This window comes from Mesorhizobium sp. M9A.F.Ca.ET.002.03.1.2, from assembly GCF_003952365.1.
Classification (GTDB): Bacteria; Pseudomonadota; Alphaproteobacteria; order Rhizobiales; family Rhizobiaceae; genus Mesorhizobium.
Genome location: NZ_CP034443.1, coordinates 1,322,273 through 1,335,919 on the forward strand (window position 1 = coordinate 1,322,273; position 13,647 = coordinate 1,335,919).

At 63.3% G+C, this 13,647-nt stretch carries 12 protein-coding genes; 3 read left to right on the plus strand and 9 right to left on the minus strand.

Annotated elements, in window-relative coordinates; all coding sequences use genetic code 11:
* Positions 1 to 60 precede the first annotated feature (60 nt).
* The 5 genes from EJ066_RS06635 to ccmA all read right to left on the minus strand — a co-directional run bounded on the left by EJ066_RS06635 (position 61) and on the right by ccmA (position 3,500).
* Positions 61 to 1,104, minus strand: coding sequence for a DUF2332 family protein (locus tag EJ066_RS06635; RefSeq protein ID WP_126036030.1), 1,044 nt, complete (start codon positions 1,102 to 1,104; stop codon positions 61 to 63).
* Between the two features lie 15 nt (positions 1,105 to 1,119).
* Positions 1,120 to 1,698, minus strand: a complete 579-nt coding sequence (locus tag EJ066_RS06640) for a DsbE family thiol:disulfide interchange protein (RefSeq protein ID WP_126036032.1) — start codon at positions 1,696 to 1,698, stop codon at positions 1,120 to 1,122.
* Positions 1,695 to 1,862 carry a heme exporter protein CcmD gene (ccmD, locus tag EJ066_RS06645; protein ID WP_126036034.1) on the minus strand — a complete coding sequence of 56 codons (168 nt, stop codon included), beginning with the start codon at positions 1,860 to 1,862 and terminating at the stop codon, positions 1,695 to 1,697. Before ccmD ends, EJ066_RS06640 begins: the two co-directional genes overlap by 4 nt.
* Before the next feature lie 137 nt (positions 1,863 to 1,999).
* On the minus strand, positions 2,000 to 2,665 hold the full coding sequence (ccmB, locus tag EJ066_RS06650) for a heme exporter protein CcmB (protein ID WP_126036036.1): 666 nt from the start codon (positions 2,663 to 2,665) through the stop codon (positions 2,000 to 2,002).
* A 226-nt stretch (positions 2,666 to 2,891) separates the two neighbouring features.
* The gene (ccmA, locus tag EJ066_RS06660; protein WP_126036040.1) at positions 2,892 to 3,500 is read right to left on the minus strand and encodes a heme ABC exporter ATP-binding protein CcmA; all 609 of its coding nucleotides are present in this window, start codon (positions 3,498 to 3,500) and stop codon (positions 2,892 to 2,894) included.
* A gap of 284 nt (positions 3,501 to 3,784) precedes the next feature.
* Between ccmA and acnA the strand changes: the two genes are divergently transcribed.
* Positions 3,785 to 6,475, plus strand: a complete 2,691-nt coding sequence (gene acnA, locus EJ066_RS06665) for an aconitate hydratase AcnA (protein WP_126036043.1) — start codon at positions 3,785 to 3,787, stop codon at positions 6,473 to 6,475.
* Between the two features lie 48 nt (positions 6,476 to 6,523).
* On the opposite strand, the gene EJ066_RS06670 is transcribed toward acnA, so the two are convergent.
* Positions 6,524 to 7,195: a ceramidase domain-containing protein gene (locus tag EJ066_RS06670; RefSeq protein WP_126036045.1), complete on the minus strand. Its 672-nt coding sequence runs from the start codon at positions 7,193 to 7,195 to the stop codon at positions 6,524 to 6,526.
* A gap of 177 nt (positions 7,196 to 7,372) precedes the next feature.
* Between EJ066_RS06670 and EJ066_RS06675 the strand changes: the two genes are divergently transcribed.
* The gene (locus EJ066_RS06675) at positions 7,373 to 8,185 is read left to right on the plus strand and encodes a thioredoxin family protein (RefSeq protein ID WP_126036047.1); all 813 of its coding nucleotides are present in this window, start codon (positions 7,373 to 7,375) and stop codon (positions 8,183 to 8,185) included.
* A gap of 522 nt (positions 8,186 to 8,707) precedes the next feature.
* Complete coding sequence (locus EJ066_RS06680; protein ID WP_126036049.1) at positions 8,708 to 9,094, plus strand: DUF2794 domain-containing protein; 387 nt, start codon at positions 8,708 to 8,710, stop codon at positions 9,092 to 9,094.
* 113 nt (positions 9,095 to 9,207) lie between these two features.
* Here the strand turns inward: EJ066_RS06680 and EJ066_RS06685 are convergent, their stop codons facing one another.
* The 3 genes from EJ066_RS06685 to EJ066_RS06695 form a co-directional block, all read right to left on the minus strand.
* Entirely contained in the window at positions 9,208 to 9,771 is a 564-nt protein-coding gene (locus EJ066_RS06685; protein WP_126036051.1) for a GNAT family N-acetyltransferase, read from the minus strand.
* Positions 9,772 to 9,886: 115 nt separating this feature from the next.
* Positions 9,887 to 10,666, minus strand: coding sequence for a Bax inhibitor-1/YccA family protein (locus tag EJ066_RS06690; RefSeq protein WP_126036054.1), 780 nt, complete (start codon positions 10,664 to 10,666; stop codon positions 9,887 to 9,889).
* A 340-nt stretch (positions 10,667 to 11,006) separates the two neighbouring features.
* On the minus strand, positions 11,007 to 13,505 hold the full coding sequence (locus tag EJ066_RS06695; protein WP_126043769.1) for an ABC transporter permease: 2,499 nt from the start codon (positions 13,503 to 13,505) through the stop codon (positions 11,007 to 11,009).
* Positions 13,506 to 13,647 lie beyond the last annotated feature (142 nt).

Sequence of the window (13,647 nt, forward strand, 5' to 3'; positions counted from 1 at the left end):
AGCAAAAGGTTGCAGACTTTTCGGACAAGATCATGCGTAAATAGAACAGCTCGATCGGGCCTAGCCCATCCATTCGATCCAGCGGCCGTGGTAATCGCAATGGGCCAGGCGGCGCGTCTCGCCGCTCGGCCATAGCGTGAGGCTGAGTACCGCCCAGTTGTTTGCGGGATCGCGCGGCTCCATCCTCAACCTTGCGATAGGCGCAGCGGCGGTGGCCTGTCTACCCGCCTGCTCCAGCATGGCCGTGATGGCATCCTTGGTCGCTCGCGGTAGATATTGCCACATGATCGAATGATAGAGCACGAAGGCGCCGCCCGGCTGCCGTGTGGCCAGTGCCTTCTCGACAAAATCCGCCGCGTCCGCTTTGACAAGCAGCGGTGGAAACTTTTCGGCCAGCGACAGCGCGGCGTCGAGCCGAGCCAGCCGCGCTGCCTGATCGGCCCAGACGTAAGACCGAAGCCGTAGCCGCGCGGTCGCGTCGGCGACATCGATCGGCGCGATGTCGCAGCCGGCGCGATAGCGGACGTGGATCTCTCCATCAAGTGGAAGAGCGAGGCCGCGCGCCTCCGGCGCCAACCGGACGGGGGAAGCAGGGTCGCCCCACTCGGCATCGCCGTAGCGGTAGTGAAAGCTGTCGAACAGGAGATTGAGCCCGGCGCTGGCGCCGATCTCGCACAGGTCCAGCGGCAGGCCAGTTTCGCGCGCGACCGTCAGAAATCCAGGCAGCAGCATCGCCGACCGGGCGATTTCATTGGTCTGCGGCGCGCCGGCGAGGCCGGCGACGATCCGCTCGTCGGATCGCGCAATTGCCTCCGGCAGCACCGCCGCGATCTCCGATTTTCTAGCCTTGTTAGGTGGATAGATTCGTGCCAGTCGCTCACCGGCACCCGTCAGGACCAACGCATGCAGCGCACCGCAGAGCCGCAATGCCAGGGCATCGGCGCGCGCGTCGCCCGACCAGCCGAGCACCGCCCGCCCGGTCCCGGTGTTGGCGTCGAGAACCTTGGCCAGCGCACGGCATAGATTCGCGGTGAAGGGCGAGCCAAGTCCGTCGCAGGCTTTTGCCTGCGCCAGAAAATGATCGCAGATCTCGCGTTCGTCCATCGAGTTTCCGGTGCCTCAACCCGGCGCCGCCAACGCTTTCTCGATTTCCGGTAAGAGCAGCGCCTGCGCCGAGCCTGGCGTCAGCGGGCCGACATGCTTGTAGGCGATCTTGCCGTCCTTGCCGACGACGAAGGTTTCCGGCACGCCGTAGACGCCCCAGTCGATCGCCGCGCGCCCCGCCGCATCGACCCCGATCGCCTGGAACGGATTGCCGAGATCGCCGAGGAACCGGCGGGCGTTTTCCGGCTTGTCCTTGTAGTTGAGCGCGGCGATGACGAAGCGCTTGTCCTGCGACAGCGCCAGCAGCACCGGATGTTCGTCCCGGCATGGCCCGCACCAGGACGCGAAGACGTTGACCAGCGTGACCTTGCCGGCGAACTGCCTGGAATCGAGACCCGGCAAATTCATGCCCTCCAGCGCCGGCAGATTGGTCTGCGGCGCCGGCAGGCCGATCAGCGCCGATGGCACTTCCGAAGTGTCGCGACCGGACAGCAGCTGCGTCAGGAACAGTCCCGCCAGCCCGATGAAAATCAGCAGCGGCAAAAGCACGATCAGGCGCCGCCCGCGCACCGGCGTTTCCATTTGCGTGTTCATGATTTCCCCGCCTTGTCGGAGCGCCGCCGCACGCCGGACGCTTCCAGCTCGGCGAGGTCTCGTCTGCGTGCCCGTTGGTCGAGAAGGATCCAGCCGATCAGCCCGGCCAGAGCCACGGCCGTGATGGCATAGGCAGCGGCGACATAAAGGGCGTGTACGCTCATTAGGGTCGCTCCGCCGGCGCAAAACCTTTCAACCGGACCATTCCGCTTCGTTCGAACATGCCTTCCCTTAACCTTGCGCCAACGGCTTCGCAATCGACAGCAGCGCCGCAGCCTTTGACGTCAGGCGGCCGTCTAATTCAATCCGCCCCATGGCGCAACGCCAGCGCCGCCGCAACCGGCCCCAGCACGGCAAGAAACAAGGTCAGCGCGGCGAGAATGAGGAGAGGCTGCAGGAACGGATCGGGGTCCGCTACCGCGCCATAGCTTGCCGAGACCCCGAAGATCAGCACGGGAATGGTCAGCGGCAGCACCAGCACCGAGATCAGCAGCCCGCCGCGCGGCAGCGCCACCGCCACCGCCGCACCGGCAGCGCCGATGAAGGTGATCGCCGGCGTGCCGACCAAGAGGGTCAGCGCCGTGGCGCCGATGCCGACCGGCTCCATGTTCATGAACAGGCCGAGTAAGGGTGCCGCGATGACCAGCGGCAGCACGCTTCCCGCCCAATGCGCCAGGCATTTCATCAGCACGGTCAGCGCCAGCATGTGCCGTTCGTCGCCGAGCACCAGAAGGTCGAGCGAGCCGTCTTCCCGGTCGGCCTGGAACAGTCGGTCGAGGCCGAGCAGGCAAGCGAGCAAGGCGCCGATCCACAGGATCGCCGGGCCGATGCGGGCGAGCAGATTGAGGTCCGGTCCGACGCCGAAGGGGATCGTCGCGATTACCGCGAGAAAGAAGATCACGCCGGTCAGCGCCCCGCCGCCGGCGCGGATACTCAGGCGGATGTCGCGCAGGAAGAGTGACCACATTACGATGCGGCCCCTTGTTGGTGGCAAAGCAAAATGTGGAGTTCCTTCGCGCCCCCCTCTGTCCTGCCGGACATCTCCCCCACGAGGGGGTAGATTGGCCGCTTCAGCGACACGGCCCAATTTGCAACGTTGAAAATTGGCGAAAGCGGAGGCGACAGCCGATCTCCCCCTAAATGGAGGAGATGTCCGGAAGGACAGAGGGGGGCGCGAAGAAATGAGACTTGCATTATTCAACCCTCCCCATCGCCAGCCCCTTCGCCCCCTCGAGCCCCAGTGGCAAATGCGTTGCCGCAATGATGATCCCACCTTCCCCGCAATGCTTGCGCATCAGTTCGCCAAATCGCCCTTCCGAAGCCTTGTCCAGCCCTGCCGTCGGCTCGTCGAGCAGCCACAACGGCCGCCGGCTGACCAGCAGTTTTGCGATCGCCGCGCGGCGGCGTTGCCCGGTGGAGAGATAACCGAACGGCAGATGACCGATACCATCAAGCCCGACCGTTTCCAGCGCCTCTTCAGCGCTCAAGAAATCCGCGCCCGCAAAATCGCGCCAGAAGCGCAGATTTTCCACCACGCTCAGCGCCATCTTCATCGCGTTCTGGTGGCCGAGATAATGGCAGGCTGAGGCAACCGACGGAAAATCCGCGAGCCCGCTTTCGATAAGCAAACGGCCTGCCGCCACCGGCAGCAGCCCGGCGACGACCCTGAGCAGCGTCGATTTCCCCACGCCATTCGGCCCGGTGACAATCAGCGCCTGGCCTTTTTCGAGGGCAAAGCCGATGCCGGAAAAGACCGTCTCGCCGCCGCGTTCACCGCCCAGATTTTCGGCGATCAGCCGCATTCGTTCCCCTTCGCCGAAAGTCCAAGCGCGGCTTCGGTGCGCCGCAACAAAAATGGCGATTCCGTGTCTAGAACTATTCCAGGAAATTCTCTATATGCGGGTCATCCGTGCCAGCGGTCGGCACGGGAACAGAATTAGCGCCGAACCAGCGCACGCGCCGCCTTGAACGGCTCGGGTTGGCTGGGAACGGACAGCGGAAATGGCCGTACCCGCACCTTTGCGCGTGATTGCATGCCATCGGCGTCCGTTCCCTTTCAGGCTGAACAGACAAGGACGGACCGCACGTGTCAAAATCCCTCGACAGTTTCAATTGCCGCCGCACGCTCACCGCAGGCGGCGCCGACTATGTCTATTACGACCTTGTCGAGGCCGAGAAGAACGGCCTCACCGGCATCGCCCAGTTGCCCTATTCGATGAAGGTGCTGCTGGAGAACCTGCTTCGCAACGAGGACGGCCGTTCCGTCACCAAGGAGAGCATCCAGGCGGTCGCCGGCTGGCTGACCGACAGGGGCACCGCCGGCGTCGAGATCGCCTATCGCCCGGCCCGCGTGCTGATGCAGGATTTCACCGGCGTTCCGGCCGTGGTCGACCTGGCTGCCATGCGCGACGCCATGGCCTCGCTCGGCGGCGACCCGCAAAAGATCAATCCGCTGGTGCCGGTCGATCTGGTCATCGACCACTCGGTCATCGTCGACGAATTCGGCACGCCGTTGGCTTTCGCCCGCAATGTCGAGCTTGAATACGAGCGCAACGAGGAGCGCTACAAATTCCTGAAATGGGGCCAGCAGGCCTTCCGCAATTTCCGCGTCGTGCCCCCCGGCACCGGCATCTGCCATCAGGTCAATCTCGAATATCTCGGCCAGGTCGTGTGGACCAACACCGAAGATGGCGAAACATCAGCCTATCCCGACACCTGCGTTGGCACCGATTCGCACACCACCATGATCAACGGCCTTGGCGTGCTCGGCTGGGGCGTCGGCGGCATCGAGGCCGAGGCCGCCATGCTCGGCCAGCCCGTCTCCATGCTGTTGCCCGAAGTCATCGGCTTCCGGCTCACCGGCAAGCTGAAGGAAGGCGTCACCGCCACCGACCTCGTGCTCACCGTCACGCAGATGCTGCGCAAGAAAGGCGTCGTCGGCAAGTTCGTCGAATTTTTCGGTCCGGGCCTCTCCAACATGACGCTGGCCGACCGCGCCACCATCGGCAACATGGCGCCCGAATATGGCGCCACCTGCGGCTTCTTCCCGGTCGATGGCGAAACCATCCGCTACCTCACCATGTCCGGCCGCGAGGAAAACCGCATCGCCCTGGTCGAGGCATACGCGAAGGCGCAAGGCATGTGGCGCGATGCCGGCTCCGCCGACCCGGTCTTCACCGATCTGCTCGAGCTCGATCTCGGCGATGTCGTACCGTCGATGGCCGGCCCCAAGCGTCCGGAAGGACGCGTAGCCCTTGAAGGCATCCCGGACGGCTTTGCCAAGGCCATGGAGACGGAATACCGGAAGGCCGCCGAAATCGACAAGCGCTACGCCGTCGAAGGCACCGATCATGATCTCGGCCATGGTGACGTCGTCATCGCCGCCATCACCTCCTGCACCAACACCTCGAACCCGAGCGTACTGATCGGCGCCGGGTTGTTGGCGCGCAACGCCAACCGGCTCGGGCTCAGGCAGAAGCCCTGGGTCAAGACATCGCTGGCGCCGGGCAGCCAGGTCGTCGCCGAATATCTGGAGAAATCCGGCCTGCAGAAGGAACTCGACCAGATCGGCTTCAACCTGGTCGGCTTCGGCTGCACCACTTGCATCGGCAATTCCGGCCCGTTGCCGGCGCCTATCTCCAAGACCATCAATGACAAAGGCTTGATTGCTGCCGCAGTGCTCTCCGGCAACCGCAATTTCGAAGGCCGCGTCTCGCCCGACGTGCAGGCGAACTACCTCGCTTCACCGCCGCTGGTCGTCGCCCACGCGCTGGCCGGGACCGTGACCAAGGATCTGACCACCGAGCCGCTCGGCGAGGACCGTGACGGCAACCCGGTCTATCTCAGGGATATCTGGCCGAGCTCGGTCGAGATCCAGGAGTTCATCGAGAAGAATGTGACGCGCGAACTGTTCGCCCGCAAATATGCCGACGTCTTCAAGGGCGACGAGTACTGGCAGAACGTCAAGGCTCCGGAAGGCCAGACCTACGCCTGGGACGACAATTCGACCTACGTGCAGAACCCGCCCTATTTCGCCGGCATGAAATCAGGCTTCGGCACAATCGGCGACATCAAGGGCGCACGCGTGCTCGGCCTGTTCGGCGACAAGATCACCACCGACCACATCTCGCCGGCCGGCTCCATCAAGGCGGCTTCGCCGGCCGGCAAATACCTCACCGACCATGGCGTCGGCGTCGCCGACTTCAATCAGTACGGCACGCGGCGCGGCAACCATGAGGTGATGATGCGCGGCACCTTCGCCAACATCCGCATCCGCAACCACATGCTGGGCGAGAACGGTCGCGAAGGCGGCTACACCATCCACTATCCGTCGAAGGAAGAGACATCCATCTACGACGCCGCCATGGAGTACAAGAAGGAAGGCGTGCCGCTGGTCATCTTCGCCGGTGTCGAATACGGCAACGGCTCGTCGCGCGACTGGGCGGCCAAGGGCACCAACCTCTTGGGCGTTCGCGCCGTCATCGCCCAGTCCTTCGAGCGCATCCACCGCTCGAACCTGGTCGGCATGGGCGTCATCCCTTTCGTCTTCGAGGAAGGCACCTCATGGGCCTCGCTCAACCTCAAGGGCGACGAACAGGTCGAGATCGACGGACTGAGCGCCATCAAGCCGCGCCAGAAGATGATCGCGAAGATCACCTTTGGCGACGGCACGGTGAAGAACGTTCCGATCATCTGCCGCATCGATACGCTGGACGAGCTCGACTACTTCAAGAACGGCGGCATCCTGCAATATGTGCTGCGCGATCTAGCCGCATAGGTAGGGGAGTAAGGGAGTAGGGCAGTGAGGGAATAGGGAACAGAGCCCCTATTCCCCTAATTTCGGCGCCCCGAAGCGCGCCGTCGCCGCCAGCAGCACGCCGAGCATCAGCCCGTTGAGGATATGCCACAGGAAATGCGTGCCGAGCGGAAAGCCGCTGCAGACCAGCGGATCGACCATCCGGCAGATGACCGACACGACGAAGATTGCCGCGCCCACCAGGTTATACCAGCCGGCACGGTTGCCGCTCGCCGCCACGACGACGCCGAAGAAGGCGAGCGCCAGGAAGGGCGGCAGATAGCCGGTCGTGCCGTTCGACGCCTGGCGCAGCCAGTCAGGCACGGCCCAGGTCAACAACCCGGCAACGGCATAGAAGGCTAAGAAGATGGCTATCGCCGCGCCCCATTTCATGCCCAGGAAGCGGCGCAGGTTGAACAACGTGTAGGCCAGCGTGAACCCGGCGATCGGCAGGACGTCGGCCCAGACCGTGCCCCACGTGGCAAAAGTGTGGAACAGCGTCGAGCCGATGCCGATCGCCACCACCCACCAGGCCAGCACTTCGGCGAAGATGCCGGTGCCGCGCCGACGCACCTCCCGGACACCCCACAGGCCTGCGGCAAGAAAAGCCAGATTGGTCAGTGCGTTGACCGGCTCGGCCCAGAGCTCCGGCCCGAGCCGCTCGCAGTAAAGGTCGATCGGCGTCAGGAGGGTTTGCCACATGTTGATTGTTGCCCGAATCGGCTTCTACCGTGAAGTGTAGCCCTTCCTATTGCGCCCTTGCAGTTGGTTGCAATGGCAAAGTTTCACCGCAACGTGACTTCCCGTTGACTGCCGCTTCTGCCAAATATTTCGCCAATCAGAATAAGGCCGGCGTCACCGGCGGGAGTCGAAACGGCTATGACATCTCGAAGACCATTGCGGCTTGCGGCATTTGCGCTGGCCCTCTCGGTGTTTGCCGGCGCTGGACTTGCTGGCAATGCGCTTGCCGGCGACAGCCTCCAGGCTGACAAATCCCAGGCTGACAAATCCTTGACCGACAAACCTTTGGGCGTAGTCGAGCTCTTCACCAGCCAGGGCTGCAATTCCTGCCTGCCGGCCGATGAATTCTTCGCCGAGCTTGCCGCCAAGGAGAACATCGTCGCGCTCGCCTATCATGTCGACTATTGGGATTACCTCGGTTGGAAGGACACGCTGAGCCGCAAGGAGAACACCGAGCGGCAATATGAGTATATGCGCGCCTTCGGCAGCCGTTCGGTCTACACGCCGCAGGCCGTCATCAATGGCCGCAGCCATGTCAACGGCGCCAGCCGCAAGGAAGTCGACGGCGCGCTCGGCCGCATGGAGAGATCAGGCGATGGCATGCGGGTCAGCATCAAGGTCAGCCGAACCAGCGATCGCGTCATGATCGACGCCGGCGATGCTGGGAGCGGGCCTAGCGATGCCCATCTCGTCATCGTCTATTTCGATCCGCCGCAGACGATCAAGATCGCCAAGGGCGAAAACTCCGGCCGCAGCATGACCTACTGGAACGCCGTCACCGGCATCCAGACGGCCGGCATGTGGCACGGCAAGGCGCAGCGCTACGAACTGCCGATGAGCGAGATTTCCAAGAAATCCAAGAAGGGCGGCTGCGCCGTGCTGTTGCAGTCGGTTGGCGAAGATGGCCTGCCGGGGCCGATTCTGGGCGCCGCCTTCATCCACCAGCGGTAACCGGCTGCGCATTCCGCTCCAATGCATGTCGCGCAAAAATGTGCAGCGGTTTTGCGATAACGACATGCATAAAACAAGAACCTAAAGCGCCTCGCATGGATCCGTTCAAACGGGACGCGCTTTAGGCGCCCACTTTCCATCCAGATTAAAAAACCGGCGTCAGCTTGCTTCTGACACCGGTTATTTAGGTTTTTGGGATCGTCGCACCCGATTTTTCCAAGGAAAAACCGAGGTTGGTTCGATCCGACGCAGACCCGTGGGCGGGGGGCTTGGGGTTTACGAGCCAGTGCCGGACCGAACCGTCTCAGGCAACACCCGTAAACTCGTCGGACATTGGGGCATGAGCGCGGATAAAAGATGGCAGAATTGTGGCGGCGCATCACCAATTTCAACGGACGTTTCATAAACGTGACTGGACACTGCGGAAACTGTAGGGCGCCGCCTTGCCCCGCTTGGGCTTGCAATTCCACGGCGAAAGCGCCAATTTTGGTCGGCATAAGATTCATTCGAAGGGATCGAGGCATGACTGATCACGGCAGTGGGACGGAGGATGGAGACGCATCCGCAATACTGATCCCGCTGCACGAGGCAAGACGCGAACGCCTCGACCAGCCGGTGCGGTTCGACCGACGCGAACTGGACCAGATCTTGAGGCTTTACGGGCGAATGGTCGCCGCCAATGAATGGCGCGACTACGCCATCGACCATCTCACCGATCGCGCCGTCTTTTCCGTGTTCCGCCGCACCAGCGAGGTGCCGCTGTTCCAGATCGTCAAGGATCCGAAACTGGCGCGCCGGCAAGGCGCATTCACCGTCATCGCCGCCGGCGGCCGCATCCTCAAGCGCGGCCAGGAACTTGGCCGCGTGCTTGGCGTCTTCGACCGCAGATTGAAGCTGGTCGAGGCCTAACTCATCAGAGCGCCGCGCATCCAATTGGACGCGCAAAGGACGCTCTAACACTTTGAATCTGCGCATGATCCTTTTCGGAAACCGAATTCGGTTTCCGGGGTCGTGCGCTAAATTTATTGACGGAATTTCCGTTCCGGCAAGGAGCGGGGATCGGGCGGAGCCAGAGCCCCGTCATTGATCGAAAGTTGCATGAACACCGTGTCCAGCCAGCGTCCATGCTTATAGCCGGAACCTTCCAGGCGACCCGAATGGCGAAAGCCGAGCTTCTCATGCAGCCGCACCGAGGCACTGTCCGGCCGGCCGTCGCCGATCACCGCGATGATCTGGCGGAAGCCCGCCGCCTCGGCCGCCTCGATCAGCCCTTGCATCAGCTTGAGCCCGACGCCTTGGCCCTTGGCCTCGGGTGCGATATAGACAGAATCCTCGACGACAAAGCGGTACGCGGGGCGCGGTCGAAAGGCGCCGGCATAGGCATAGCCGAGCACGATGCCGTCTTTTTCTGCCACCAGATAGGGAAAGCCGCCCGCTATCAAAGTGTCGAAGCGCCGGCCCATTTCGGCACGATCAGGCGGCTCCAGTTCGTAACTCGCCGTGCCATGGGTCACCGCATCGGCATAGATGTCCGTGATCCTGTCGAGATCGGCCGAAGTCGCGGCGCGTATCGTGATGCTGCTCATAATTTATGCACGTCAATCATCTGCCGGCCATTTCATCAAAGACCGCGGCAAAAGAAAAGGGCGGCCGTTGGGCCGCCCTTTCCAAACTCGCTGGTCCAGAGAAACAGGGATCGTCTTAGCGACGATCGCCCATGAACTGCAGCAGGAACATGAACAGGTTGATGAAGTCGAGATAGAGTCTTAGTGCGCCCATGATCGCCTTGCGGCCGGCGACGTCAGTCTCGTCGCCCTCGAAATACATCTCCTTGATGTTCTGCGTGTCGTAGGCGGTAAGACCTGCGAAGATCAGCACACCGATCGCCGAAACGGCGAAGGAAAGCGCCGACGACTGCAGGAAGATGTTGATCACCATCGCGATGATCAGGCCGATCAGGCCCATGACCAGAAACGAACCGAACGCGGAAAGGTCGCGCTTGGTCGTGTAGCCGTAGAGCGACAGTCCGCCAAAGGCGGCGGCCGTGGCGAAGAAGGTCTGCGAGATGCTGGCGGTGGTGTAGACCAGGAAGATCGACGACAGCGACAGGCCGACGAGGCCGGCATAGACCCAGAACGTCGTCTGGGCGGCCGAAACGCTCATCGACTGGACACGGAACGACAGGAACATCACCGCTGCCAGCGGGGCAAAGATCACCAGCCATTTCAGCGGTGAGCCGAAGATCGCGTAGCCGAAGGAGGTCAGCATATCGCCGTTCGGCAGCGTGGCGACCGCCGAAGCCGGATCGGTGGTGGTGGCCAGCATGACCGTGCCGACCGCTGCAAGGCCGGTGATGAGGAGGCCAAGCCCCATCAGATTGTAGACCTTGATCATGTAGGCGCGCAGACCCTGGTCGATGGCGGCATCGACGCCGGCGCCGGGCACGGCGCGCGTCTGATAATTGCGAAGGGGTTCAGCCATGGAAATCCTCATATTGCTTCTGCCCCGTCCGGTGTCAGGTCCATTTTGAACCCAGGCGCCGCTGGCGGGGCTCCAGCATGCCTGCGGCGAAATATGATGGTTCTTGGCGTCAAGAACAAGAGCGTAACCGGACGTAATGCTTCGTGAAGTGCCGGAAATCCGGTTTTATTGGCCCTTCAAGCGCAACATTAACCAGATTTAATCAAAACCCGGTCGCATGACCGCGAGAATCTACCGATTTTCGACAGGCATCATGCGCGAAAATCAAAGTGCTGGCGTTCTTTGCACGTCCAGGAACACTTGGCGCTGCGGTCGCGTTGGACCCGCAAATCCTTGCGGATCAGAGATTGCGCAGCACCGGCGCCGCCTTGTGGCCCAGCACCCGCCAAGTGCCGGCGAGGCCAATGCCGACCGTGACCACCAGCGCAAAGACAATGGTTGCCACCGCCACATCAGGCATGAAATGCGATGGCAGCGTCATGACGCGTGCGACAACGAACCATGCCGCGACGCCGCCTGCCGCCAGCGCGAAGATCGCGGTGGCGAGGCCGATCAGCAAATATTCCAGCGAAAAGGCCGCGATCAGCGTCTTCCTGGTGGCGCCCAGCGTCTTCAGCACCACCGCATCGTGGATGCGGGCGCGGTTGCCAGCGGCGAGCGCGCCAGCCAGCACCAGTACCGAGGCGATCAGCGCCACGCCGGCCGCGGCTCTGATCGCGGTGCCGAGTTGCGCCACCAGCCGGTTGACGATGTCGAGGGCGTCCTTGACCCTGACCGTCGTCACTGCGGGAAAGGCACGGGTGACGGCGTTGAGAACACGGGCATCGTCCGCCCCTGACGCGCCCTTTTCGGTCAGCGTCGCCAGCCAGCTATGCGGCGCGCCGGCAAATGTGTTGGGCGAGAACACCATGACGAAGTTGATGCCCATCGTCTCCCACTCGACCTGGCGGAAATTGGCGATCTTCGCCGTCACGTTGCGGCCAAGCACGTTGACGGTGACGGTGTCGCCGAGCTTCAGCCCGATCTCCGCACCTTCCTCGGCCGAAAACGACACCAGCGGCTCGCCAGCATAATTGTCCGGCCACCATGCGCCTTCGGTCAGCGTCGCATTCTGCGGCAACCTGGCTTCGTAGGTCAGCCCGCGATCGCCGCGCAGCACCCAGGCCCCTTCCGCCGGGACCTTGACCTTGTCGACGTCGACGCCGTTCAGCGCCATCACCCGGCCGCGCAGCATTGGCACCTTGACCAGCGTGCCCCGCGGCGCTTGCTTGCCGACCAGCGCGGAGAACGCGTCGACATCGCTGCTCTGGATGTCGACGAAGAAGAAGTTCGGCGCCCGTTCCGGCAGGCTGCCGGAGATCTGCCGCCTGAGATTGCCGTCAATCAGCGCCAGCGTCACCAGAAGCGTCAGCCCCAGTCCCAGCGACAGCACCACCGATGGCGTCAAGGCACCCGGCCGATGGATGTTGCCGATGGCGAGCCTGAGCACCGTCGAGCGAACGTGCGGGCTTTTTTTGGCGGCCCACTGAACCAGAGCGCCGACGATGCGCAGCACCAGGAAGGCAAGAATGGTGGCGCCGACGAAGATCGAAGCGATGCGGCGGTCGCCGGAAAACAGGATGGCCAGCGCCGCCAGGAACAGCGCGATGCCGACCGCCGCCGCCATGTAGAGCGGACGCGGAAAACCGCGGCCCTCAAAACCCATTTCGCGAAACAGTGCCGTCGCCGGCACGTCGCGCGCACGGCCAAGTGGCAGCAAGGCGAAAGCCAGCGTCACCAGCAGACCGAACAGCGCCGCCATGCCCAGCGCGCCGGGATAGAACCCGCCTTCCGCCGGCACCGGAATGACGGACTGGAGTGCCGCGCTGGCCGCGAACGGCATCAGCGCGCCAAGCACAAGCCCGAGCGCGATGCCGAGGGCGGCGATCATCAGGATCTGCACGAGATAGACGGCAAAGACGAAACCGCCCGAAGCGCCCAGGCTCTTGAAGGTGGCGATGACGCCGCGCTTGCCGTCGAGATAGGCGCGCACCGCATTGGCCACGCCGACGCCGCCAACCACCAGCGCTGTCAGCCCGACCAGAGTCAGGAACTGCGAGAACCGTTCGATGTTGGAGGACAACGCCGGCGCCGCGTTGCTGCGCGTGCGGATCGACCAGCCGGCCTCGGGAAAATCCTCCGTGGCCTGATCCTGGATCGCCTTGATGCGCGCTTCGCTGGTGCCGCTGGGCAGGCGGATCTTGTAGGCATTTTCGACCAGGCTGCCGGGCTGGATCAGGCCGGAAGCGGCAAGCCCTTCCGTCGAGATCATCAGCCGCGGCGCAAAGCCGAAACCGTCGGACACCGCGTCCGGCTCGTTGACGAGCCTGGCGCGCAGTTCGAATGTGGCGCTGCCGAGCTTTAGCCGGTCGCCAATCCCAAGATTCAGCCGCTCGAACAAGAGGTCGGGTGCGGCAGCGCCGAAGACACCGGATTTTTCGCTGAACAATTCCTGCTTCGACAGCGCCGGCTCGGTCTCCAGCGCGCCATAGAGCGGATAGGCTCCATCGACCGCCTTGGCCTCGACCAGCGCCTGGTCGGAGCCATCCTCGAGCCGCGCCATCGAGCGCATGTTGGCGCTGTGCGAAACCCCGCCCAACCCGTCGAGAAAGACATGTTCCGCTTCCGTCGCGGCGCGCTGATTGAGCTGGAAACGAAGATCGCCGCCGAGCAGCGACTGACCTTCGTTGGCCACACCGGCGGTAATCGCCCGGGCCACCGAATTGACGCCGCCGATCGCCGCGACACCAAGCGCGATGCAGGCAAGGAAGATCAGGAAGCCGGACAGCCCGCCGCGCATTTCGCGCAGCGAGAAGCGGATGGCGAGCTTCAGCGTGCGCGACCAGGCAACCCCCTCATCCGGCCGCTGCGCGGCCACCTTCTCCCCACTGGGGAGAAGAGGCTGACGCCGGCGTTGGCGATCTCTTCTCCCCTCGGGGAGA